19 protein-coding genes are annotated in these 23,702 nt (G+C 59.2%); 8 read left to right on the top strand and 11 right to left on the bottom strand.

The window, feature by feature from the left end:
• Positions 1 to 125: 125 nt before the first annotated feature.
• Positions 126 to 1,322, bottom strand: a complete 1,197-nt coding sequence (lhgO, locus tag art_RS19030; protein ID WP_038467396.1) for an L-2-hydroxyglutarate oxidase — start codon at positions 1,320 to 1,322, stop codon at positions 126 to 128.
• Positions 1,323 to 1,575: 253 nt separating this feature from the next.
• Between lhgO and art_RS19035 the strand changes: the two genes are divergently transcribed.
• The 3 genes from art_RS19035 to art_RS19045 all read left to right on the top strand — a co-directional run bounded on the left by art_RS19035 (position 1,576) and on the right by art_RS19045 (position 7,538).
• Positions 1,576 to 2,892 carry a cysteine desulfurase gene (locus art_RS19035; protein WP_253901412.1) on the top strand — a complete coding sequence of 439 codons (1,317 nt, stop codon included), beginning with the start codon at positions 1,576 to 1,578 and terminating at the stop codon, positions 2,890 to 2,892.
• Positions 2,889 to 3,350 carry a Fe-S cluster assembly sulfur transfer protein SufU gene (gene sufU, locus art_RS19040; RefSeq protein ID WP_038467399.1) on the top strand — a complete coding sequence of 154 codons (462 nt, stop codon included), beginning with the start codon at positions 2,889 to 2,891 and terminating at the stop codon, positions 3,348 to 3,350. The genes art_RS19035 and sufU overlap by 4 nt, the downstream gene beginning before the upstream one ends.
• A 186-nt stretch (positions 3,351 to 3,536) precedes the next feature.
• Positions 3,537 to 7,538 (top strand): DUF4082 domain-containing protein, encoded by a 4,002-nt coding sequence (locus art_RS19045; RefSeq protein ID WP_038471058.1) that lies wholly within the window; start codon positions 3,537 to 3,539, stop codon positions 7,536 to 7,538.
• Here art_RS19045 and art_RS19050 read toward each other — a convergent pair.
• The 5 genes from art_RS19050 to art_RS19075 all read right to left on the bottom strand — a co-directional run bounded on the left by art_RS19050 (position 7,535) and on the right by art_RS19075 (position 12,062).
• A complete protein-coding gene (locus art_RS19050; RefSeq protein WP_038467401.1) occupies positions 7,535 to 8,548 on the bottom strand; it encodes a hypothetical protein in 1,014 nt (337 codons plus the stop codon). The two genes, art_RS19045 and art_RS19050, sit on opposite strands and share 4 nt — an antisense overlap.
• Positions 8,545 to 9,840, bottom strand: coding sequence for an MFS transporter (locus art_RS19055; protein WP_082000443.1), 1,296 nt, complete (start codon positions 9,838 to 9,840; stop codon positions 8,545 to 8,547). Before art_RS19055 ends, art_RS19050 begins: the two co-directional genes overlap by 4 nt.
• A 13-nt stretch (positions 9,841 to 9,853) precedes the next feature.
• Positions 9,854 to 10,630 carry a hypothetical protein gene (locus tag art_RS22425; RefSeq protein WP_157875366.1) on the bottom strand — a complete coding sequence of 259 codons (777 nt, stop codon included), beginning with the start codon at positions 10,628 to 10,630 and terminating at the stop codon, positions 9,854 to 9,856.
• A 192-nt stretch (positions 10,631 to 10,822) separates the two neighbouring features.
• Entirely contained in the window at positions 10,823 to 11,275 is a 453-nt protein-coding gene (locus tag art_RS19070; RefSeq protein ID WP_157875367.1) for a VanZ family protein, read from the bottom strand.
• 325 nt (positions 11,276 to 11,600) lie between these two features.
• Positions 11,601 to 12,062, bottom strand: coding sequence for a VanZ family protein (locus art_RS19075; protein WP_038467410.1), 462 nt, complete (start codon positions 12,060 to 12,062; stop codon positions 11,601 to 11,603).
• 234 nt (positions 12,063 to 12,296) lie between these two features.
• Between art_RS19075 and art_RS19080 the strand changes: the two genes are divergently transcribed.
• The 3 genes from art_RS19080 to art_RS19090 all read left to right on the top strand — a co-directional run bounded on the left by art_RS19080 (position 12,297) and on the right by art_RS19090 (position 15,108).
• Positions 12,297 to 13,193, top strand: a complete 897-nt coding sequence (locus tag art_RS19080) for a helix-turn-helix domain-containing protein (protein ID WP_162182077.1) — start codon at positions 12,297 to 12,299, stop codon at positions 13,191 to 13,193.
• Positions 13,194 to 13,331: 138 nt separating this feature from the next.
• Positions 13,332 to 13,844 carry a hypothetical protein gene (locus art_RS21310; protein ID WP_052136790.1) on the top strand — a complete coding sequence of 171 codons (513 nt, stop codon included), beginning with the start codon at positions 13,332 to 13,334 and terminating at the stop codon, positions 13,842 to 13,844.
• Positions 13,845 to 14,115: 271 nt separating this feature from the next.
• The gene (locus art_RS19090) at positions 14,116 to 15,108 is read left to right on the top strand and encodes a MauE/DoxX family redox-associated membrane protein (protein ID WP_038467416.1); all 993 of its coding nucleotides are present in this window, start codon (positions 14,116 to 14,118) and stop codon (positions 15,106 to 15,108) included.
• Positions 15,109 to 15,401: 293 nt separating this feature from the next.
• Here art_RS19090 and art_RS19095 read toward each other — a convergent pair whose 3' ends face one another.
• The 3 genes from art_RS19095 to art_RS19105 all read right to left on the bottom strand — a co-directional run bounded on the left by art_RS19095 (position 15,402) and on the right by art_RS19105 (position 19,172).
• Positions 15,402 to 16,889 (bottom strand): lipopolysaccharide biosynthesis protein, encoded by a 1,488-nt coding sequence (locus art_RS19095; protein ID WP_038467419.1) that lies wholly within the window; start codon positions 16,887 to 16,889, stop codon positions 15,402 to 15,404.
• Positions 16,886 to 17,776, bottom strand: a complete 891-nt coding sequence (locus tag art_RS19100; RefSeq protein WP_038467422.1) for an O-antigen ligase — start codon at positions 17,774 to 17,776, stop codon at positions 16,886 to 16,888. Before art_RS19100 ends, art_RS19095 begins: the two co-directional genes overlap by 4 nt.
• Before the next feature lie 430 nt (positions 17,777 to 18,206).
• A complete protein-coding gene (locus art_RS19105) occupies positions 18,207 to 19,172 on the bottom strand; it encodes a polysaccharide pyruvyl transferase family protein (protein ID WP_038467425.1) in 966 nt (321 codons plus the stop codon).
• Positions 19,173 to 19,247: 75 nt separating this feature from the next.
• On the opposite strand from art_RS19105, the gene art_RS19110 reads away from it, so the two are divergent.
• Positions 19,248 to 20,144, top strand: coding sequence for a glycosyltransferase family 2 protein (locus art_RS19110; RefSeq protein WP_157875368.1), 897 nt, complete (start codon positions 19,248 to 19,250; stop codon positions 20,142 to 20,144).
• Between the two features lie 94 nt (positions 20,145 to 20,238).
• Positions 20,239 to 21,357, top strand: a complete 1,119-nt coding sequence (locus art_RS22430) for a hypothetical protein (protein ID WP_157875369.1) — start codon at positions 20,239 to 20,241, stop codon at positions 21,355 to 21,357.
• Positions 21,358 to 21,473: 116 nt separating this feature from the next.
• Here art_RS22430 and art_RS21905 read toward each other — a convergent pair whose 3' ends face one another.
• Together art_RS21905 and art_RS19120 are read right to left on the bottom strand one after the other, a co-directional pair.
• Positions 21,474 to 22,508, bottom strand: coding sequence for a glycosyltransferase family 1 protein (locus tag art_RS21905; protein WP_038467428.1), 1,035 nt, complete (start codon positions 22,506 to 22,508; stop codon positions 21,474 to 21,476).
• A 110-nt stretch (positions 22,509 to 22,618) separates the two neighbouring features.
• Entirely contained in the window at positions 22,619 to 23,674 is a 1,056-nt protein-coding gene (locus tag art_RS19120; RefSeq protein WP_162182078.1) for a glycosyltransferase family 4 protein, read from the bottom strand.
• Positions 23,675 to 23,702: the final 28 nt, after the last annotated feature.

Consider the following 23,702-nt stretch of genomic DNA (forward strand, 5'->3'; position numbering starts at 1 on the left):
GTTAGGGATCGCAAGGGGCGCACTCTAGAGTGCAAAACAGCCCGAAATTGCCGTAGGTACAGGACCTGCGCCGGGGTACTACTGGGGTTCCACTGGTGCTGCCGGGTACAGGTAGTGGGTACTGCCTAGTTGCGTCCGGCGAGTCCCACAATGTGCTCGGCGATGGCCATCGAGGACGTCGCCCCGGGCGATGGTGCGTTGCGAACCTGCAGGATGCGTTTGGAGCCGGTGATGACAAAGTCATCAACCAGACTGCCGTCCGGGTTCATGGCCTGGGCGCGGATGCCGCGGCGGCCAGGGACGACGTCGGCCACCCCCAGTTCCGGCACGTAGGCTCGCGCCGCCTCGATGAAGGCCTTGCGGCTGAGCACCGTCCGCCCTTCACGGATTGCCGCTGGAATGTTTCCTGCGGCGAAGCGCCAAAAGCCGCCAAAACCGGCCACGGCCGCCAGGTCCCGCGGGACAAGCGCCAGGGCGTTGTACGCCTCGCGCCCGCCGGCCAGAAACGCGTTGGGACCCACCATGATTTCGCCGTCGATCCGTTTGGTCAGGTGCACGCCCAGAAACGGGTAGCGCGGATCCGGCACGGGGTAGATGAGTCCATTGACCAGGCTCCGGCGTTCCGGGCGCAGCAGAAAGTAGGCGCCAAAGAATGGCACGATGCGTGGATTGGCGGAGTCGCCGGAGGCCTTGGCCAGCCTGTCCGATTGCAACCCGGCACAATTGACTACGAGGTCAAAGGTGGCCGCGCCTGAGCCGCTCACCACGGAGACCCGGGTGCCGTCGTCGTGCATCCCGGTGACCTCTTGCCCCAGAAGCACCCGACCGCCTGCCTCTGTGACATCCTCGGCAAGGGCCCGGGTCACTGCCGCATAGTCGGTGATGGCCGTGGTGGGGGAGTACAAGGCTGCGATGCCGCGGGCGTGCGGTTCGATGCGCGCCAGCTCGGCCGCGTCGATCATGCGCACCCCGGGCACGCCATTGGTCAGCGCCCGGTCAAAGATCACCCGCAGGCGGGCCAGCTCCGTCTCGTCCCGGGCCACCACCACCTTGCCGCATTCATCGTAGGGGACGTGCCGACGGGCTGTGAGTTCCTGGAGCAGTCCCACCCCGCGCCGGCACAGGGCAGCCTTCAGCCCGCCGGGCTCGTAGTAGAGCCCGGCATGAACCACACCGCTGTTGCGCCCTGTCTGGTGGCTGGCAAGCTGGGGTTCCTTCTCATAAAGCGTGACCTCGGCGGCAGTGCCGGACACCAACAGTTCCCGGGCCACGGCCACGCCCACAATGCCCCCACCAACGACGGCGGCCCGTACTTTTGTCATGTTGCGTTCCTTTCGGGGAACTACTTTTACGGACGAATCCTTGGGCTGCCGTTCCGCAAGGAGCTGGATTTTCCGATCCTAGCTGATGGCACGGATTCGTCGGGGGCACCTGTTCGGGGTGGGTAAGCCCCGCCTGAGCTGCCCTTGCCGCCAATAAATGCGACAATTAGGTGAGCTTGATGTGACGTATTGCAGCGTCGCTTGCCGGCCGGGTGACGGTCTGCATCACGATCGACCCAGGAGCGCTAATTTGGTGACAGGATCCGCCGCCCACGACCACAACGGTCCGTTAACGGACACGGAGGTTTTGCGCATCCGCAATGACTTCCCGATTCTTGAGCAGGACGTCAACGGGCAACCGCTGGTTTACCTTGATTCGGGTGCCACCTCGCAAAATCCGCTCAGCGTCATGGAGGCCGAGCAGGAGTTCTACGAGCAGCGCAACTCCGCCGTGCACCGCGGCGCACACACCTTGGCCGTGCACGCCACCGACGTCTTCGAGGAGGCCCGGGCGACGGTCGCAGCGTTCATCGGTGCCGACGACAACGAGCTACTCTGGACCCAAAACGCCACCGCCGGGCTGAACCTGATCGCCTACTCGTTCGGCAACGCCAGCGTCGGCACCGTCTCCGAATACGCCAAGAAGTTCGCTGTGGGACCCGGCGACGAGGTGCTCGTCACCGAGATGGAACACCACGCCAACCTGATCCCGTGGCAGGAGCTGTGCCGCCGCACCGGCGCCACGCTGCGCTTCATCCCCGTCCACGATGACGGCACGCTAGACCTGGACGCCGCCGCAACGCTCATCAACGAGCGCACCAAGGTCCTGGCGTTCACCCACGTATCCAACGTCACCGGCGTCATCAACCCCGTCGCCGCACTGACCGCCATGGCCCATGACATCGGCGCCCTCGTGGTGCTCGACGCCTGCCAGTCCGCCCCACACCTCCCCCTTGACGTCAAGGCGCTGGACGTGGACTTTGCCGTGTTCTCCGGCCACAAGATGCTGGCCCCCACAGGAATTGGCGGGGTTTACGGCCGCGCCGAACTCCTGGACGCCATGCCCCCGTTCCTCACCGGCGGCTCCATGATCACCACCGTCACCATGGCAGAGGCTGCCTACCTGCCGGCCCCACAACGCTTTGAGGCCGGCACCCAGCCCATCTCCCAGGCGGTCGCCCTGGCCGCTGCCTGCAACTACCTGCAGGAGACGGGCATGGACCGCATCCATGCGTGGGAAGCCGAACTGGGCCAGCGCCTGGTGAGCGGGCTGGAAGCCATCGAGGGCATCCGGGTCCTGGGTCCGGCGTCGGGCATCCCCAGGGCAGGCCTGGCCTCCTTTGAAGTGAAGGGTGTGCACGCGCACGACGTCGGGCAGTTCCTTGACGCTGCCGGCATCGCCGTCCGCGTGGGCCACCACTGCGCGCAGCCCCTCCATCGGCGCCTTGGCCTGAGCGCCTCCACCCGCGCGAGCACCTATCTCTACAACACAACCGCCGACGTCGACGCATTCCTGGCCGCCGTGGCCGGGGTGCGCGGCTACTTCGGCGTGGCAGGGGAGCAGCCATGAGCGCTTTGGATTCGCTGTACCAGCAGATTATTTTGCAAGAGTCGAAAACGCGGCGCGGCGGAGATCTGCCCGACGATCAGCTGGACGGGATGCATCTGCCGGCCAATGTGGGGCAATGTCACCAGCTCAACCCGGTGTGCGGGGATGAGATCACGCTGCGGATTGAGACGGACGTCGGGAAGGTTTCCGGCATTCACTGGGCGGGGGATGGGTGCTCCATTTCGATGGCGTCGGCTTCCATCCTCAGTGACATGGTGGTGGGGCTGGGCCGCGCGGAGGTGCAGTCGTTGGTGGACAATTTCCGTGAGGTCATGCGTTCTCGCGGGACACTGGTGGCGGACGAGGACGTGCTTGGCGATGCGGCTGCGCTGTCGGGCGTTTCGAAGTTTCCTGCCCGGGTCAAGTGCGCCATGCTGGCCTGGGTTGCTGCCGAGGATGCGTTGAACCAGACACAGTAGGGACTTTTGAAGGACGCCGGGCGAGTACTTGTTTTTGCTGCCTGACTACTTGTTTCAAGCGAAAACCCTTGTGGTGCTGTGATGCCCCGCATAGCCTCTAGGAGAGTCCAAACGCGTTGTGGGCGGGCGCCGTTGTGATGCGGTGGCGGACTGGGAGAACACTGGGCAGAAGCATTCAAGGAAGCCATGAATCAGCTAAATGCAGGTCTCAGCAGTGGCCGCCTGACCGCCGCCTCACGTCGTTCCAAGCGACTCACCGCGGCGCTGGCCATGCTGGCGGTGTCGGCAATGGCCAGCGTGTCGCTTGTGCTCGGCCCAGTAACAAGTGCCTCCGCCGCTGACCCATGTGGTGCGGGCAGCAACCCGATTTCCTGTGAAAACAGCAAGCCGGGCACAGACCCGTCCATTTGGGACATCTCGGGCGCCGGTGATTCGGACATTCAGGGTTTCTCCACCGACATCAGCGTCAACGTGGGGCAAACCATCGGCTTCAAGGTGAAAACCGATGCCTCCGCCTACACCATCGACATTTACCGCACTGGCTGGTATCAAGGGCTCGGCGCCCGGAAAATAGTGTCCGTCACCCCGTCGGCCACACTGCCGCAGATCCAACCGCAGTGCCTTTCCGATGTCTCAACCCAGCTATATGACTGTGGCACGTGGGGATTGTCAGCGTCATGGGCGGTGCCGGCAAATGCTGTGTCGGGGGTTTACGTTGCCTTGTTGACGCGCCCGGACAACGGTAACAAGAGCCAAATCACCTTCATTGTCCGGGACGATTCCAGCCATGCAAAGGTGGTGTTCCAGACCTCTGATCCAACGTGGCAGGCCTACAACACCTACGGTGGGGCGGACTTCTACCAGGGTGCATCCATTGGGCGCGCGTTCAAGATCAGCTACAACCGCCCCGTCGTCACCCGCGGCGACGTCGATGGACGGGACGCCTACTTCGCCAGCGAATACGCCATGGTGCGGTTTCTGGAGCAAAACGGCTACGACACCACCTACATCGCCGGCGTCGACACGGACCGCCATGGCAGCCTGCTGACAAACCACAAGGTGTTCCTGTCCGTGGGACACGATGAATACTGGTCTGCCGCGCAGCGGGCCAACATCACCGCTGCCGCCAACGCCGGCGTCAACCTGCAGTTCCTGTCCGGCAATGACGACTACTGGCACACCCGCTACGAAGCGTCCACCACCGACAACACCAGCTACCGCACCATCACCTCCTACAAGGAGACGTGGTCGAACGCCAAGATCGACCCATCGGCGGAATGGACGGGAACGTGGCGCGACCCGAGGTTCGCCTCGCCCGCTAACGGCGCGGGAATGCCGGAGAATGCGCTCAGCGGCACAATCTACATGTCCAACTACACCGACCTGCCCGTGACGGTGTCAGCGGCTGAGGGAAAGACCCGGCTGTGGCGGAACACCACGTTGACGTCCCTGGCGGCCGGCACCAAACAGGCGTTGGCAGCGCACACTGTGGGCTATGAATCCAACGAAGACCTCGACAACGGGTTTCGGCCGGCGGGCCTGATCCGGCTCTCCACCACCGTCGGCAGTACGCCGCAGTACCTGCAGGACTATGGAAACGCCGTTCTCCCGGGCACCACCACGCACAACATAACGCTGTACAAAAATGCCGCCGGGGCCCTGATCTTCTCGGCAGGAAGTGTGCAATGGTCGTGGGGGCTGGACCAGACCCACGACGGCGATGGCGCCCCTGCAGACCCGCGCATGCGCCAGGCGCAAGTGAACCTTCTGGCAGACATGGGAGCCCAGCCGGCCACTCTTGACCCCGCGTTGGTCGCAGCCACCGCCAGCACGGACACCACGGCGCCGGCTGTCGTGGTGACCAGCCCGGCAAACGGCACGGCAGTCGCCAACGGTGCGAAGGTGACCCTGAGCGGGACGGCCACGGACAGCGGCGGCGTGGTGGCCGGCGTCGAGGTTTCCACCAACGGCGGCACCACCTGGCATCCCGCCGCCGGAACCAACAACTGGACTTACAGCTACATCCAACATGGCGTGGGGGCCCAAAACATCCTGGTGCGCGGCATTGACGACAGCGCCAACTACCCGGCCACACCAACCACCAGACAACTGCTGGTTGGCGGCCCCTACAGCGTCTTTGGCAACGAGGTTGCCCAGACCGTTGATTCGGGGGACGCCGGGGCCACGGTCCTTGGCTTGCGCTTCACCCCAACCCAGGACGGATACATCTCAGGGGTGCGATTCTACAAAAGTGCTGCCAACACCGGGACCCACACAGGGACTGTGTGGAGCTCCTCCGGAACACAGCTGGCAACACTCACTTTCGCCAACGAAACCGCCAGCGGGTGGCAAAGCGCCAAGTTCGTCACACCGGTGAAAGTAACAGCGGGCCAAACCTACGTGGTGTCCTACGACGCCCCCAACGGCCACTATTCCTACGCCACCGGATACTGGGACTACAAGGGCCTCACCGCCGCACCCCTGACCGCGGCCGGTGGTTTCGGCGCGGCACCGGCAGGCGTTTACAACACCGATGCAAGCTTCCCCACGGACAGCTATGAAAACAGCAACTACTACGTTGATGCCATCTTTGAAACCACAGACACCTCGCCGTTGGTGGTGACGGGTCAGGTGCCTGTTGCTGGTGCTGGCAGTGTTGCTGTGGCGACGCCGGTGAGTGCGGTGTTGTCGAAGGATGTGACGGCGGGGAGTGTGGGGATTGTGGTGAAGACGGCGGCTGGTGTTGCTGTTGCGGGGGCCACGGCGTACAACGCGTCCACGCGGACGGCGGTATTTACGCCGGGGGCGGCGTTGGCGAAGTCGACGTCGTATACGGCGACGCTGAGTGCCACGGGTGTGGGTGGTGGTGGGATTACCTCGGGTGCGGTGTGGTCGTTTATGACGGTGAAGCCGGATTCGACCGGGTGCCCGTGCAGCCTGTACCAGGACAGCGCTGCTCCGAGTGTGCTCTCGATTGCTGACGGGACGCCGTTGTCCCTGGGTGTGAAGTTCAGTGCCACCTCCAATGGCACGGTGACCGGGGTGAAGTTCTACAAGGGTCCGGGAAATACGGGGACGCATACCGGGTACTTGTACAAGGCTGACGGGACGGTGTTGGCGTCGGCGGTGTTTGCGGGGGAGAGCACCACGGGGTGGCAGACGGTGATGTTTGCGACGCCCGTGGCGATCACTGCCGGGACGGAGTATACGGCGGCGTACAGCAACCCGGTGGGGACGTATTCGGCGACGCCGGGTGCTTATGGTGCCGACGTCAATGTTGGTCCGCTGCATGTCCCCGCACGGTCGGCAGTGTATTCCTACGGCTCCAACTACCCCGTGCACGGCTCATCAGCCAGCTACTTTGTCGACGTGATTATGCAGCCGGCGGCGGCCGCGCTGGCCCTCACCAGCCAGGCGCCGGTGCCCGGTGCGACCGACCAGCCAGCGAATGCGGCGGTCAAGGCCACTTTCTCACAACCATTGGCGGCGGGTTACACGGCCACCGTCAAAAACGACGCCACGGTTCTCACCGGAAGCACGGCGCTATCAACTGACGGGAAGACCCTGACGTTCACGCCGGCAACGGCGCTTCCCTCCGGCGCCACGATCTCGGTGGTGCTCGGGAACCTTGTGTCCACCGACGGTGCGGCACTGGCGGACGTGAGCTGGCAGTTCGGCACAGCCGACGCGAGCGCAACGACAAACACCTACTCCATGTTTGGCACGTTCGTGCCTGACACGCCCGCCAACGCCGGTGAAACCGCGCCCATTGAACTGGGCGTGAATTTCACACCGTCCGTAGCCGGTGCGGTGACCGCCATCCGCTTCTTCAAGGGCACGGGCAACACAGGCACTCATACAGGATCCATTTGGAATGCCGCCGGTGTCAGGCTGGCTACGGTGCAGTTCAGCAACGAAACTGTGACCGGGTGGCAGACCGCAACCTTGGCAACCCCGTTGCAGCTGACCGCGAACACCGCCTACACCGTGTCCTATTACGCACCCAACGGCCACTACCCATCCACCGCAGCATTCTTTGCGACGCCGTTCAACCACGGCCCGTTGTCCGCGGCAGCGGGCAGCAACGGCCGGTACGTCTACGGGACAGGCGGTGGCATGCCGGTTAACAGCTGGAACGCGACCAACTACTTTGTCGATCTCGTGTTCACGGTACCGGCAGCACCTTAACGAACAACGGACGGAGACCAGGCGTGTTCTATGAACAACGCTGGTACCGAACCGGCAGTGGCGCTGATGGACCAAACATCGCTGTCGCCAACCGTTCCCATCCGGGGCATGCCATAGAGCAACGTCCCGTCGTCGAGCCACTCGACCTGATCGTCCACGCTGCGGGTTTCAGCCAGCACAGTTTCCGTGTTTGTAGCCACGTCCAGGACGGCGACGTTCCAGTGCGGGCTGGGTCCCGGGACAGTGTTCTTCTTGTACGCAATCCTGCTGCCATCCGGTGAGAGTGAGGGGCACTCGACTGTTTGGCGGATGGATGTCAAGGTTCGTTTGGTGATGTCCCCGCGAACCAGCCACGTATTTCCGCCGGTGGCGGCGGTGGCATAAAAGGTATTGTCGTCGGCTGCGAAGGTGACGCCCCACAGGTTCCTGTCCACCGGGGCGATGGGAGCTCCGTCCACGATGAGGGTGAAGTCTTCGAGATTTCCAAAATCACCGCCTGTAGCTTTCGCTATGACGGTTGTGGTGGAAAAGCTGGCCGGTGCATAGGAATGGCCGGTCACAAAGGCTGTGGACGCCACCAGTGTTCCGTCGGGAGAAACTCTCGTCCGGCTTGGAATGCCGGGCAACGGCCAGGACCGTTCCTGCTGCCAATCTGCCGTGTAAACCGCCGCCTCGAATGTGGTCACGATGCCGGCATTTGTCCGCAGACAGGCGTTTGTTCCCCCAGCAGAGTAGACACGGTCGCACACCGCCCCTGTCACCTGTCTGGGCCCGTCAGGGCTCGTCAGGGGGACAGCAGCCACGTGGCCGTAACCTGCTCCGGAGGCGGTGTTTCTGAAAATTACATGGGGCACTGTTGGATCGATCGACCCGGCCACCACGGCGATGGCGGCTGGTGCCGCCTGCCGCTGCTGATATTGGATAAACGACCACACGCCGTAGCCGACGGCCAGGGTCAGGCACACCGCAGTGATGGCCAGGAGCCACGCCCATCGTGCCCGGGAGGTCACTCGGAAACCTGGTTCGAGGAGATTTTGCGCACCATCAAAATGGCGCACGGAATGGCAATGGCAAGAGCAACGGCGGCCATAACAATGGCGTTCTGGCGACCTACCGCAAACCACAACACCCCGAACCCGACGGACGCCACCAGCCTTGACAGGGCTACAACTGTCTGGGCGGCGGCGATGCCACTTGCCCGGCTGGCCGGCGTCGAAAATTGTCCAGCAAGTGCGGCCAGGACGCCATCGGTTGCTGCGTAGAAGATGCCGAGGAGCAGCAGGCAGGTCAATGTTGCTGCGGCGCCCGTGGATGGCAGCGCCGCACATAGGTAGGCGGCCAGTAGGGCCCCATGGCCAACAATGAACAGCCTCATTCGGCCCCACTTGTCAGCAAGCCGGCCCAAGGGAATCGCCAGGGCCAGATATGCCACGTTGGTACCTACATAGAGCAGCGGGAACCACTGGGTGGCAAATGCGGCGCGGCTTTGCAGGACCAGATAAATGAACCCGTCCCCAATGGTCACGACGCCGAAGACGGCTGCCACCAACAGCAACCGCCGCATTCCCGGATTGTTCAAGTCTGCCCAGCGGAACGGCAGGCGGCTGCGGTGTTCTCTTGTCGTCGAGTCGGACTCGGCGGCTGCCATTCCCTGGGTCATCGCGGCACGCTGCCTGCGTGCTGGAACAATGATCCCCAGGATCGCCAGTCCAATGATGCCGCAGGCCAGCGACGCCACGAACACCGCGTGGTAACCGTTGGGGATCACAAATAGCACCACGAACGCCAGCAATGGCCCTATCGTCGCGCCGACGGTGTCCAGCATCCTGTGCACGCCAAAGGATCTCGCCAAGTGCTCGGGCTGTGCTGCATCGGTGATCATCGCGTCCCGCGGACCGGTCCTGATCCCTTTGCCAATCCTGTCGATTGCAATGATGGAGGTGATGGCCCCAAATCCCGTCGCCACCAGCAGTGCGGCACGGGAGATGGCTGACAAGCCATAACCCAGAAATGCCACCAGCTTGTGGTGGTCGGAGCGGTCGGCTGTCCATCCTGCCCCGATGCGGACCACTGCACTGATTCCTTGGTATATGCCGTCCAGAAACCCGTACGCCACCATGGACAGGCCAAGGACGCCGGTAATATACAGCGGAAGAATGGCACTTACGGACTCTGATGAGATATCGGTGAAAAGGCTGACCAAGCCCAAGGAAATAATGATGGGGGAGACTTTGAACGGCGTGACTGTGCGCACTTTCTCGTCGTCTTTGCCTCCACGACGATCGGAAAATGACAGATACATTTAGTTGGTTTCCTTAGCTTGCCGCATGCAATACGCCAAAGATGCTGTATTCGGTTCCGCCACCCGGGTGGGGAGTGGCCGTGACGGTGATCTTGTCCGTGCCGCGAGTGAACCACATGGCGGACGACCCCGCGCTGGCTGGGGCTTCGGCCGCACCAAGTCCCAATGAGGCGAACTGTTTTTGGTAAAACTGCATGACTGCCAAGGATTCAAGGTTGCTGTGGGCGACGAGACTGACTTGAAGAATGCTGTCTTGTGGGCTGACCGAACTGATCTTCACCGCTGACGATGGTTCGGTCGGAATGACGGTGGACGGGAAGCCGGCAACTACCTCACCATTGGCGCTTGCTTCGTCTGGCAGCGGAGCCTTGATCAACGGCCCGTCCGTCCGTGACTTGGGCAGAACCGGGGCAGTGGCCTGTTGGGCAGGTGCCATGACTTCCAGGGGCCGGCTCGGGTCCGGCGTTGCAGCCGGAGCCTTCGGATTGGCGGGGGCAGCCTCTGGCGGATTGCTGGCGGGCGAGGCAGATTCGTCTGGTTCCGCGGCGGACGTTGTCACGGATGGTTCTGGCTGTCCGGCAGACGGTGTGGCAGTGGTCGGTGCCGGCTTTTCACCTGACGGTGTGGCAGACGAGGCCGCCGGTGACGTGGGAGAAGAACTGACGGTGGGTGTGGAGTCGGCGAGGGGACTGGTGGCAGGTTGACCTGTCATGAGGTTCAGTACCACTGCCACAGCAATGATGACTACTGCCAGGGATAGCCCGGCAATCACCAAAATACGCGGTTTCATCGCTGCCTCGAGTCTGATTAGTCCATGCCCACAGTCATACTGGCGACCATCAAAGACAGCCGTGCCGCCACATGCTCTCAGCCTAGACCAGCGGCCGCGCCTGCTCTAGAGCCGGATGTACTCGTTAATGGGTTTGTAACATCCAAGTATCTGCCGTAGCCACCCCTGCCGGGGCAAAATCAAACAGTGGTGCTAAACCATGTTGCGCGAGGCGCGCAGGGCACGATGACGCCGCAGCGACCACACGAACAGCACGAGCAGCGCCCCAAGGAATGCGCCCGATGTGTTGGCGACGATGTCGCTCCACGCGGGGACTCGCTGCGGCAGGAAGATGGCCTGCGCGAGTTCAACCGCGCCCGAAACTGCCGCGGCGATGACTATGGAAAGCCACCACAACCTGCGGTGCAGGCGGAGGGCCACGATGATTCCGAACGGAATGAATAACAAGATGTTGGCGGCAAACTCAACCTTGCGGTACCCAATGAACCATTGGGGGAGTCCGTGGTTGTGCAGCCACGTGATGACCTGCATCAGGGCACTGTCGATGGGCCTGTCCACTGGGAACGGCCAAAACAGGATGACGGCCAGAGCGGCAAAATAGACTGCTGCAAGAATGACCGCTAACTTATGGCTAGTTGTGCTCACAAAGGCCAAGTCTAGGACCAGTTGCTAATTCTTGGAGGGACCTGCGCGACGATCAGCTGGATGGGGCGCGCCTCCCTGCCAATGTGGGGCAGTGCCATCAGCTCAATCCTGTGTGCGGCGATGAGATCCCGCTGCGCGTTGGGACAGCGGGCGGGAAGGTATCCGGCATTCACTGGGCGGGGACGGGTGCTCCATTTCGATGGCGTTGGCCTCCATCCTCAGCGACATGGTGGTGGGGCTGGGCCGGGCGGAGGTGCAGTCGTTGGTGGACAGTTTCCGCGACGTGATGCGTTCGCGCGGGAAACTGGTGGCGGACGAGGACGTGCTATGTGACGCGGCTGCGCTGTCGGGCGCTTCGAAGTTCCCGGCGCCGGCGCCGCGACCACACGAACAGCACGAGCAGCGCGCCAATGAACGCGCCCGAGGTGTTGGCGACGATATCGCTCCATGCTGGAAAACGCTGTGGCAGGAAAAGTGTCTGGGCCAGCTCAACGGCACCAGAGATTGCCGCTGCAACAGGAACCGCAAGCCACCATCTTTTCCGGTGCAGTCGCAGCGTCACGATGATCCCGAATGGGACGAATAAGAGGATGTTCGCAGTGAACTCGATTTGCATATAGCCAACGGTCCATCGGGGGACCCCAAGGTTGTGAAGCCACTTGATGAATTGCGTCAGCTCGCCGCCGACGGGCTTGTCCACCGGGGACGGCCAAAACAGGATGCCGGCCAAGGCGGCAAAATCGACTGCTGCAAGAAAGACGGCGATCTTATGTCTGATGGTGCTCACCGGAGCCAAATCTAGAGGCATGTCAGTTCATTGCCGGGTTGTGGCGAAATGTCGCAAATAGTCCATTCGGTGTCGTAGATTGAACTATGGTGGGCGCAGCGTGTGCGCCCTTGTGAAGATCCTTGGGGGACAGTAGTGGTTGCAACTCGTTTCAGGGCAGCCTCACATTACGGTCAGGGTGCAAAAGCAGGGTCCGGGCAACTGCCGAAACTTACGCCCAGCTATGGCCTCAACTTGCGCTTAGGGCGGGACCAGCGCTGCAATGTTGCAGGAATCGACTTCGGCGAGACAGCTGTTTTTGCCATGCACTTGTCGAAGGGGGAGACCCGCATTGCCGGTCTGAACGAACTGGCAGACAGTTTTTCGCTGGTGTTTATTGTCGACGGTGAACTGGACCTTGTGAGCGGATCCTCGGATAGGCCGGTGCGTGCCGAGCGTGGCGACATATGGACCTTTAGCAGGGCGTCTTGTTTTGACCTGGCTGTCACTGCGGAGGCGCAACTGGTTGCCGTGACTTTGCCGGTGCAGGTACTGCAGGAATTTGGCATCGACGAGGTTCATAACTTGACGGCTCTGGATCCGAACTCCACGCTGTTGTCACCCGCGTTGGGGTTCCTGCGGGAAATTGCGGTGCAGGACGTCGAAGTGCCGTCAGTGGCGGCGTATTTCATGGAGAAGTTGGTGCATGAAATGGTTGGCGGCATCATGCTGGAGAACCGTGGAGCGAGATTCACATCCTCATCCCGGAAGGGGTTTTTTGACCAGGCCATGGACTACATCGCGGCCACGGCGGGCGACAGCTCATTGACGCCGGCCACCCTGGCTGACGAACTCTCGTTGTCTCTGCGTCAGCTGCAGCGCGAGTTCAAGCGCAACGACACCAGCATTGCCGCAGTCATCCTGCAGCGCCGGATAGACCTTGCGGTGCGACTGCTCAAAGATCCCAAGCTGGAGGTGCTGCCGCTGGAGAACATTGCTGAGCATTCTGGGTTTACGTCAACGGTTCATCTACGTCGGGCCCTCCGTGAAGCCCAAGCCGGCAACCCTACGGAGATCCGGGCATCGGCCGGACAGCAGCGCAGAATCAAGCAGCCAAGTCGTTTGGCTCGAACGGACCCGACGACACAATAGTTCTTTCGCGACGTCATATGTCATCTTTTGCGACAGTGTCTTGACTTTCGGGCGAAATGTTGACGTCGACAGGATTGACTTGATATCAGGCGCCCACTGGGGGATTGCCTCAATACGTCAATTTCCTAGGGGGAATTTGTGTCTGAAATCGAACAGCAGAACTTTGCAACCAAGCCGCGCAACCGTCGCGCAGTAGTCAAGGGTGCTGCCTGGTCCGTGCCGGTCATCGCTGCGGCCATTGCTGCTCCGGCAGCCAGCGCCTCTGACGCTCCTACGGGAAGCCTCATCGTATCGACCGGCAACTGCAATGGCGTCGAAATTGCTAGCAATCCCGAATTTGTACTGACTGCTACCGGAGGGGACACAGCGGCCACCTCCTTCACTATCACCAGCTCCAAAGTTGTAAACGCTGGATTGCAGAATGCTTGGACCGCCGTCGGCGGAATCACCATTGACGTATTGAGTGGAAGCACCTGGACATTCACAGTTCCAGCAATGATCGACGGACAGTCAGTCACTCTGAAATCCAATGCCCAGCTCCTGTCACTGCTCGGCTCATACACAGGCACTGTCGTGGCCGGCGGAAGCTCGAAGACCATGAGCTTGGTCTTGGGGCTGCTCGGACTCGTCACCATTTGCACAACCAGCTAATCAATTCGGGTTGGCAGCGGTCTTTAGTTTTGACGAAGAATCACGTCAAAGCCTAACGGATTGGCAAACTGTCCGCCATGGGCCGCATTGCGATATCTGCAATGCGGCCCATCGCGTTGATTGAACTCTCCCCCGAACTGGCTGGAACGATGATTCTTGCTGGACATGAGGGCAGGACTGACGTCCCGTGACCAAACCTGGAAACCTTCCCCAAAATTCACAGCCCCATCCGAATGGTGCACGTACTGCCGCACTCAGTTGAAAGTTGATCATGGTGTTACCTCTACAGTTCCTTCTCCCTGTTATTCTGGGGCTGGTGCTGGTTGTCAGCGGTGTGCTCAAAGTGAAGTCACCCGGTGCGACGCTCGATGCCATTCGTGCTTTCCGCTTGCCCGTACTGTTCCAAGCGCGTTGGATGACCTACGCGCTGCCCGCCATCGAAATTATTCTGGGGGTGGGTCTACTTATCGCATCAGGCTGGCTGCTGAAGGTCATAGGAGCGCTTGCTGCAGCATTGTTTGTGCTCTTCACAGTGTTTGTCGCGAGCGTCCTTTGGCGCGAGGAGATCGTCAGCTGTAGCTGCTTCGGTTCAATGAGCGCAGAGCCCATCCGGTGGCCCATGTTGGTTCGTAACCTGCTCCTGAGCACGGCGGCGCTGATGCTAACACTGGGGCTTGACGGTTCATTGGGCGCTCTGGACGCACTCTTGACTTTTTCAACCGGCGACTACGTTTGGCTGCTGGGCGTTGCCACACTAGTGAGTTGGCGGACCGCGGCCCGATGGTTGTCTCACAACGAGGAGGCAGGGGGTTCCCAAGAAGCCATGCTCCCGGATTCCCTCGTTATTGATTTGTCCGGGCAGGGGATTCCAGAGCTCGAGTTCCGGGACTCGGAGCAACAAGTAGTTAAATTGCCGGATCTTCCAAGAGAAAGGGCGCAACTGCTGCTTTTCGCACGCCCAGGCTGCGAAACTTGCGGGCCCATCATGGCCTCCCTGCCCATCTGGCGGAAAGAGTTGGGCCCAACAGTTGAAGTCAGGGTGGTGACCACACACAGCCACTCGGATTTGGCCGCAGCATATCCTTCCGAGGGCAAATCCGCACTGCATGACGGCTCTTCCATGGGAGCAACCATTCTGGGCATCCCGGGTGTCCCCAGCGCACTCCTGTTGGGCACCAATGGGCAGATCGGTGCCGGGCCCGCGGTGGGACCTGATGCCGTTACTGGATTGATGGAGTCCGTCATCGAAGCTGTGAAAAGTTGAGTTCGTTAGGCTGCGGCCAACTCTGGTCCGTCGTGCCAAGAGATATTGCCAATCAGTGATCCACCGTCAGTATGAAGATGTCTTCTGAGTGCTGCTGCCGCTGAGGCCAGCGCCCTTGGTGATTGACCGTGGCGCGTTGGACGACCACGGCAAACGGAGCCGCGTTGTCAGGCCAAAGAAGACCAGCGGAAGAATGACTCCGGCAACGGTCCCCACCACAATGTGGATGGCAGGGTTACTATCCCTGTCATATTCTAATGAAATCGATTGCCAGTAAGAAGACACATGCCTATTTATCGGCGGGACCTAGCCAGCCTTCCAGCCACCGGTGCTCGTTCATCGCATGTCAAGATCACTGTCCAATACCAAATCCCCACCAGTAACATCCACGCAGCCCATGCCAACATCGAAGTGACTGTCCCTGCGTTGGCTGCTGAAAGTAGCCACCACAGGGCTGCGCCGGTGGGTATTGGAATTGCAAAAGGACCGACAAGGCACTGGAGCCAGAAGTCTTTCCAACGTGCGTCAATTGCCTTAAGGGCAAGGTGTATGTACAAAGGCTCAAGAACTATGAGTGGAGCAACAATGCCCGCAGCAACTCCAGCAACACCCCATACCGGAGCAAGGAACCAAGCTAGTCCAGCGCCACCGAGCGCCCAGCTCACATGGAGCACAGCGTAGTGTCGGACACGCCCTTTTGCCGTGAGTATGGGCAACGCCAGCAGGTGGTTGTTGTTGATCAATACTGACAGCATAAGGATCTGGGCGGGCAGGGCAGCCGCCGAAAACTCGTCACCTACCCACCACTGGAGCAAGAATGGTGCACAGCCGACCAAGGGGCCCAGTACCAAAACAAGCAGCATGTTGGCATAGCGTGTCCCTCTTAGGTACAACGGCCGCACGCCGCTAGTGCCATGCTGTACGTATCGACTTGTAGCTGCTGGCAGAACCGCCCCGGAGAGCGAATTGGTGAGTTCCTTAACAATGGTCATTGCCCGTTGGGCTGCTGCGAAAACGGCCGCCTCTGCGATCGGCAACCGGAGACCAGTCAAAATGGTTCCTGCTTGCATGATGATGGCCGAGGCGACGCCAAGCACTAAGAGGTCCAGGCTGAGAGCAAAGATCGAGCGGAATACAGGCCAGCTTGCCATCTTGAGAGAGGCACGTGACTCCGGGGATCGCAACCGACGAATTATGTACATGGCCAAACCCGCCAGGAGCACGGCTGCGGTATCAATGGCGGCCACTGTGCGCACATCTTGGTGAAACACCATAACGGCAATGACAGTGGCAAAAATTCTGAATAGTGCCTGGGTAAACATGACGGTATTGGCTTGATCGAGAAGTCCGAGACCGGCCAACATCTGTCGTTGTGAGGTCATTAGGAGCGCCCCTCCAACACCACCTGCGCCAAGAATGACCAGCGGGACTATCAGAGGCGCCAAGGCAGGATTCTGCAAATGCGTTTGCAGTCCTGCATGCAAGCCTGCCGCGGCGGCAAGCGCGGCGACGAGTGATACAACCAGGTAGAAGGTAGCGCTGGCTGCCGTCACCTGTCTCAGTCGTGTCCAGTCCGACTTTGTCCGTGCTTCGGCAATGAAGCGCGTAGTGGCGGCCCCCATTCCAAGGTCCTGCTGGAAGAGGAGCCCCAGGGAGACAGCTATCGCATATACGCCGTAAGCTTCGGTACCGACTGCGCCAACAACCACGGGTAGAAGCACTACTGTCGCGACCAGGGCCGCAAAACGGGCACCATAGGTGGTCAATATATTTTTGATCATAGGAGGGGGTGCCCCGTACCAGCCGCAACATCTGACCTTGCTGCTGTCTTGAGCCTGGCTCGGGGAGTGGAGGCTGTTGACGCGTAGGCAATCAATACCCAGATCGGAATGAATGTCCAAGATGACTGTGTCAGAATTCCGACTCCGATATAGCCAACAAGCGCGAAGACTGATACATGGGCTGTTTGGTTTCGCCAGAACAAGACCGCAAGCAGGATGACAAGAAGTCCCAGCATGATGACGCCACTTTCCGCAGCCACCTGGGCGTAAGCGTTCTCGGCGATGGCACGGTGGTCTGAAGTGTAGTAGTAATTAGGCAGTTCATTGCTCAATGGGTAATCAAAAAAGTATGCTCCAAAGCGTCCTGGACCCACTCCAGTTGCCGGATAGTCCCCCATCATTTGAAATGCAATGGTGGTCTTGACGTCACGTAGGTCCATGGACAGCGTCGCGAAGTCGTAGTTGTTGTCAAAGCCAAAGAGTCCCAACTTGGCGAGCTGGAATGTAGTGAACTCACGGGCGGCAGGAAAAACCTGCACTGCAAAGGCAGCCGCGATGGTACCGACACCCGTGGCCATGATTGCCCGGAAACTGAGCCGGAAGACGATAGCAATGCCAGCCGCCACAACGAGGCCGATTAGTGCTGTTGTTGACTGGGAGTACAAACTGGCCCATAGGCACCAGACCATGCCGAACCATGCCTTACGTCCAAGACACACGATGGCAAGTGCGCCGGCAAAGAAGCCCAGATGTTGGCCTTCCAGGAATGGGCCCGATCGTGTGCCGGCATCACCACTGAAGAGACTGTTTCCTGTCCCCTCGGTGGCGAAATTGACGGCGTGAAGTAAAGCATTCTGACCCAACTCCACCATCACCAATTGGAACAAACTTGCGATTCCTGTGATCCACGCCGTCACGACTAGCGCTTTCCCGAAGACGTCTCGCGGTAGTGACCGCAGAGGGAACCATGCGAGCAGAATGAGCAGTCCGTAACCGCAATACATCCACAGATCCACTCCCAGAGACCTGGTGAACCCGCGCAACGGTCCAGGTGGACTCGGAAAAAACGACGCTGCAATTGTGGATACCACGAGTAGGACGCCCATCCACGTGACAATTTTTCCGGGGAGTGAACGGGGTTGGACCACTCGAGGGAAAAGGAAGTATGAGGCAATCCCGATCATAAGCAGGATCTCACTCAGCTTTAGTGGGAAACCGACATTGACGGTGAGTGCCCACTGGAAAGGGCTCAGCGCAACGGCAGACAAGACGCAACGCTGACTAAACGTTAGAGCCCGAAGTTTACTGACCTTTACATCAGACACGATTCCGCCGCGCAAGTCGCGTAGCCTCGGCCATAGAGTCCACCAGTTCGAGTGGCACGGTTAAATCTGCGAACCAGGTGTCGATGTAGCGGCTCAATTTGTGGACATTATTATCGACGGCGATAACGCGCCGTCCCATCTGCAAGGCTATGAGCATCGCGTGGAGTCGATCCGTGACCACTACCTCACCTGGAGCCAGGAGGTTGACCCCACCACGAAAACGGCGGTCCGCCTGCGCGGCCCACGCCTCAGGCATCCGATTGAAACGACTAGCAGGCAGAGGGCCTATCCCTTGGCGCCTCAGCCGCTGCCCCGCTCGTTCAAGAAGACCAAGGCGAGTCCAGTCCACTCCTTGGCCGTATCCCTCATCCAGTGCGCTCTCCTTGTCCTCACGCAGCAAGTACACCACGTCAGTAGTAGGCTCCTCGGAGTCTATGAAACCTGCCGCATGGAAGGCATCAGGGACCAGAGTGACCTCTGCCGTCTGCCCTCCAAGGTCTTTCAGGGAGGTCTCGTCTCGGACGCCGATTCGCGTTGCTGGACGGGCACCTAGGGTTTCACAAAATCGCATGCGGTCTGTGTCATCGACGAACTCTACGGACTGAGGCATTTGAATAATGGTGCGTTTGCTGCGTGCGGACTGCGAAAGAGCATACCGAAAGTCCGAGTGTGTTGGGTAAAGACCACCAAAATTCCCGCCGCCATGAATTGCCAGCGTGCTCATACCGGTGTCGAGGGCGGGGTTGTATCCATGCTGGGAGTAGACGGCATCTATTTCATGCCCACGGTCTCTCCAGTACGCGAGTTCTCCCAAATATATTGCGTTGTCACCGACATTGTTGTGGTCAGGGAAATCGACAACGGTGATATTTGACACACCAGTGTGAATTATGTCCAGCTTTGCATATACTTTTTCGCGCATGGCGCCGACGTACCGCTCGACCGTGGACCGATCCATGTAATTCTGCTCCCTTATCGCCCATGTACAGTGACGTTTGAATTTCGATTAGCGTTTCGCGCTATCATAATGACTATGGATATCCAGAATACTCTAGGCGGCCAGCCGCGAGCGAATGTCTCCATAGTCATCCCCTGTTACAACGGGGCAATGGTAATCGGCAATCAGATACACGCATTGGCCGGGCAACTATTCCCGGGCGACGAAATTGTTGTGGCAGACAATCGATCCGTCGATGGCAGCGCTGACGTGGTCAGAAAACTTGCGCAAGAATTGAACCCTGCAGAAATTCGCGTTGTCGATGCCTCTGCCGTCCAGGGCATTAATCATGCGCGAAACATCGGCGTCCGTGCAGCCCGGAACGAGCATATTATTCTGTGCGATGTGGACGACGTCGTCGAAAGTGGATGGCTCGCGGCGCTGGCAGATGCACTCGACGCCGGGGCGCCGGCGGTGGGCGGTCAAATGGAGCGTGTCGACGAGGCAGGCAACAGAATTGAAATGTCTCGGGGTGTCTACTCATACTTCTGGCCAGGCAGAGGGCAATATATATCCACAGCGACTGGAGCAAACTGTGGCTTCACCTCGACGCTGTTTTTGGCCGTCGGAGGATTCGACGAGTCATTTCTCGGCGGAAGTGACGAGATTGACTTCTTCTACCGCGCCTCTCTTCTCGGTTTCCGCCCGCGCAGCGTCCCACAAGCCAGGGTTCGTTATGTGCAGCGCGACGGGATAGTCAATATCTGGAAACAACATGTCTCTTATGGGCGCGGATCAGTTGCGCTCCACCGCAAACTTGCACACGAGGGGATGCCGCGCGACCCCTGGTGGCATCCTCTGGCGACTGTAGTCTTGAGCGCTTTCAAACTTCTATCACCGTCACCTGTCAGCCGCCGTATTGGGCTTGAGAGGATCGCCCGTCGGGTCGGGCGCGTCCAGGGATCCCGACAAATGGGCCATCTTTACCTTTGAAAATTCATCGCTCCCCAGCCGGTATTCTCTGCCGTCACAATCCCGCGACATATCGGACGGTTAATGATCTGTCCTCCAATGAAAGGAACTGTTCGTGGCTAGCTGGGTGGCGGTGAGCTTCGGAGCTCTCGATGTAAAGGATGCCAGCTCCGATTGGGCGAATGCTGAGCTGCTGGTCTTGTCTACGCTTCCAGCTGACCCAATAGGTCTCGCCGGTGGGCCGGCCCAGCTCTGGAGACAGCTCGTTTCAGGCCCCATTCCTGAGGAAGATCTGACACCTGAAGAGCTGGCGCTTGTTAGTGAGTTCTCTGATTTCGGTATCGCATCCAGAAACTCTGATCATCCTGCTCGTACCCATGAGCTTGCGCCGGCATGGCTGGAGTCACCGATGCACGAGCTCGTCTATGCTTTGGTTGCCCGAGTTGCAGAACAGGAGTCAATAGACACGGTTTTCATTAAGGGCCCGGCTATGCATCGGCAAGGTCTGCGTACGAGACAACATTCTGGAGATGTCGACGTATGGGTTGGAGCCCGTCAAATCCAAAGATTAGCGGACGCACTTGACCCATGGGGATGGAGCGCTGCGCCGGAACCTTGGTCACCTGGTTTGATAAACCACTCTGTTACTCTTCGTCCCGATGTATGGGGTTGTGAAATAGATCTGCATCGCCAGTTTCCTGGTGTCGGAGTCGACGACGACCTGGCCTTCACTGTGCTTCTGGACTACTGCTCGCAACTAGATTTTGCTGGTGTTTCGGTGCCGATACCGAATATCGCCGCTCAGGCTGGGATCGCCGCATTGCATTTTTGCAGACCAGAGATTGGGCACCCACTGTCAGTGTCGAAAGGCACCGAAGCCAAGGCCGTTCTTCAGACCGCCGGCATCGCATCGGTTGCTTTTCTCGAGAAAATTGATGGCACCACGGTACTGGCGTCTGTCATCCAATCGACGTTTCCAGGCGTTGAATTCAAAGTTGCGGACCGGATTCCACTCAACTGGCTATGGCGCCAGCAGCCCGATGCAATGCGCGCCTATTTTGTGGCGCTTCGCTCCGTGCCGCTAAACCGACGAGCCGGAGCGCTATGGCGTTTGGTCTGGCCACAACCCGATGCAGCCTTAGACTCCGACCATCGAGCTGGTGGAACGACGCAGAACGCCGTGGTCGCTCGTATGCGACGACTTTCGAGAGGGTTCCCCGCTTGGCGCGAATAACACCTCGGATTCGCCCTCGACTTCTCCTTGCCCTGATCCATGGGGAGCGGCAAGGGGCTTCCGAGATATCTTCCCAGGTACCCATTCCGCAAGTTACATTGGCGGCGGAATGCTGATTAATTCGTTCTTAGTAATTCCACTATTATAGACGCCGATTTCTTCCAGCTAAAACGAGCAACATTGGTCAACCCTAGGCTGCGGAAGTTCTCGCGTAGGGCAGGATCTTCGTCGATCTGCATCATGGTTCTGGTCATTTCCGAAGTGTTGTGTGGATCAAACCACATAACAGAATCTTGGAGGACTTCCGGCATGGCCGCTACGCTCGCGGCTGCCACGGGTGTCCCGGCCGCTTGGGCTTCGAGGGGCGGAATCCCAAATCCCTCATAGAGGGAGGGAAACAGGAACGCGCGGGCCCTGGCATACAGGTCAATCAGTTCATCATCTGTAACACGGCCCAGGTACTCAACCTGGCTGCTAAGTGAGTTGTCTTGGGTGAAGTGGCTCGGTTGCGATCCGGCGATCACCAGACGGGTAGTACCGCCGTTTGCGCAGTATTCCTCATAAGCCTTGACCAGCCGCCCAAAATTCTTGTGCACATTGGGCGATGCAACCGCGAGAAAGTATGAATCTTCATTCTGTTCGGGTGTTTCAACGAAACGTGAATCAACGGCATTTGGGACAATCGTAAATTTTTCCAGCGGAATATTATAGATCGAAGATATTTCGTGTTTCGAAAACTCACTTACCGTGATTATCCCTTTGCTGCGACGCAGAAATAAAGGGGCCAGTGTTCGATAGGTCCATCGAAACTTCCAGGAAAAGCTTTCCTTGTGGCGAATGTATGTGATGTCATGATGGCTTGTAATCTGATTTCTCAGCCAAATAGGTGCAGTGCTGCAAAGGTTCAATAGGACTTGACCACGCATTCTGGTCACTCGGAGTGGTAGTTCAATCTGTTCCCAAAGATGTCCTTGCTGATGCCCTACAACAGAAATTTTTTGATTCTCAAGTCCAGAGAGATCGAGCCTTCCACATGGGACCAAGAAATGAAGTTGTTCGCCGCCCTCAACCATTGCAATACATACCTGCCGAGCAAACCTCTGCACTCCGGTAGTTTCTTGTGTTAGGAATCTTCCGTTAACCAGAATCATTGTTACTCTTTTTCTCGTTTAGATGAAAATAACACCTGAACTATACTTTTTCAGCGAAGATTTCTACCGAATTATTTTGCGGGTGCCATGCAAGTGGAGTCATGCCGAGGCTACACTCTCAACTCCGCAGGCTCCGGGGCAATGGTCTCGAATCGCGCTTCGTGGTAAACCGATCTGAGCACGTCGGTGTGTGTCTCTTCGTTCATGGTTAGCAGCAATTGTTGACCGCCTGACTTCGTTGATTCAAGGAAGTCGGCATCGAAGTATGCCATGGCGAGAGCGGAAATTGCTTCTGACGGACCATCGATCTTGGCCAGCCGAGTCTCATTGAAACATGGCAGATCCCGGACGATAATCGGGACCCCGGCCGCTGCCGCATCGAGCACGCTGAGTGGGAAGCCCTCATACAGTGCCGAATGGAAGTACATCCAGGTCGTGGCTAGACGTGCTGATATTTCTGAAGGCGAGAGCCAACCAGTGACTTCAACACCGGCATCCAGCAAAGAGTTGGTTGCTTCTTCTGAGCCTGCCCCAATCCATACAAATTTGAAGGGCAGCCCTTGATCGCGGCTGAGCCGGGCCACGTCGCGGAAGAATGCGGGGTCCTTTTGCGGTGCAATTCGCCCGATCATCGTGATCTCGGGGAATTCCTGCACGATTGGCTGGCGGTCCAGAACAGTGGGGATGGTGGGAATGTTGGGGAGAATGCGAACCTTCGCGTTCTCATCGATGCTGTTCGCCAACTCCCGCTCATGCTCGGTGAGTGCAACAGTAATCGATGTCCGCTTGCTCAGAAAGCTCTCGATTCTCCTGTAGGCCGTTCTCAGGAGGGGATGCCGTTCGGGGTCGTCAAATACGAAGCAATGCGGTTCGTAGACCACGGGTACCGGCAGCCGCAACAGACGAGTATAGAGCCCGGCCCAGCTGGAATGGGCGTGGATGACTTCCGCACCCAGCTCCTTCGCAAAGACTCGAACTTCCCGTATACGCTTGAAGGGATTACTGCTGAATTTCTTGATTCCGGAGTAGCCTCCGGATTCGGTGGGATCTTCTGACCCGGAGTAGATCACATAATGATTGATGTCCGGCAGTAGCTTGGAGATGTTGTCCATTGCCCTGCTTACGCCGCCGTCATAGCATTGCGTGACGTGAAGTATTTTCAACAAATATCCATTCTCAATGAGTAAAGTGCAG

Source organism: Arthrobacter sp. PAMC 25486, assembly GCF_000785535.1.
GTDB lineage: Bacteria > Actinomycetota > Actinomycetes > Actinomycetales > Micrococcaceae > Specibacter.

Excerpts from the sequence above, each read along its gene's own strand:
- art_RS19055 (WP_082000443.1), bottom strand. The coding sequence starts at position 9,840 with ATGTATCTGTCATTTTCCGATCGTCGTGGAGGCAAAGACGACGAGAAA.
- art_RS19045 (WP_038471058.1), top strand. The coding sequence starts at position 3,537 with ATGAATCAGCTAAATGCAGGTCTCAGCAGTGGCCGCCTGACCGCCGCC.
- art_RS19090 (WP_038467416.1), top strand. The coding sequence starts at position 14,116 with ATGGTGTTACCTCTACAGTTCCTTCTCCCTGTTATTCTGGGGCTGGTG.
- art_RS21905 (WP_038467428.1), bottom strand. The coding sequence starts at position 22,508 with ATGATTCTGGTTAACGGAAGATTCCTAACACAAGAAACTACCGGAGTG.
- art_RS19105 (WP_038467425.1), bottom strand. The coding sequence starts at position 19,172 with ATGGATCGGTCCACGGTCGAGCGGTACGTCGGCGCCATGCGCGAAAAA.
- sufU (WP_038467399.1), top strand. The coding sequence starts at position 2,889 with ATGAGCGCTTTGGATTCGCTGTACCAGCAGATTATTTTGCAAGAGTCG.
- art_RS19095 (WP_038467419.1), bottom strand. The coding sequence starts at position 16,889 with ATGATCAAAAATATATTGACCACCTATGGTGCCCGTTTTGCGGCCCTG.
- art_RS22425 (WP_157875366.1), bottom strand. The coding sequence starts at position 10,630 with ATGAAACCGCGTATTTTGGTGATTGCCGGGCTATCCCTGGCAGTAGTC.
- lhgO (WP_038467396.1), bottom strand. The coding sequence starts at position 1,322 with ATGACAAAAGTACGGGCCGCCGTCGTTGGTGGGGGCATTGTGGGCGTG.
- art_RS19110 (WP_157875368.1), top strand. The coding sequence starts at position 19,248 with ATGGATATCCAGAATACTCTAGGCGGCCAGCCGCGAGCGAATGTCTCC.